Origin of the sequence: Pseudomonas sp. Kh14, assembly GCF_900291005.1 — a bacterium.
Classification (GTDB): Bacteria; Pseudomonadota; Gammaproteobacteria; order Pseudomonadales; family Pseudomonadaceae; genus Aquipseudomonas; species Aquipseudomonas alloputida.
The window spans coordinates 1-271 of the sequence record NZ_OLKJ01000111.1; the positions used below are offsets into that span (position 1 = coordinate 1).

Genomic DNA, 271 nt, shown 5'->3' on the forward strand with positions numbered 1-271 from the left:
CGGTGGTGGTGAGCGATAACGCGCTGCGCATTGGTGAAGCCTCGCTGGTAACTGTCACCTTCTCGGAGGCAGTTACCGGCTTTACAAACGCTGATTTGACCATCAATAACGGTACGCTGAGCGCCATGTCGTCGAGCGACGGCGGCATCACCTGGACGGCGACCTTTACGCCAACGGCCAATATCAGTGACACCAGCAACCTTATTAGGCTGGATAACAGCGGCGTGGCCGATGCGGCAGGCAATGCGGGCACCGGTACAACCGACTCCAA

1 protein-coding gene is annotated in these 271 nt (G+C 58.3%); it reads left to right on the top strand.

The window, feature by feature from the left end:
• Positions 1-271: Ig-like domain-containing protein (locus FQ668_RS27505; RefSeq protein WP_144180780.1), on the top strand; the 271-nt coding region annotated here is incomplete at both ends.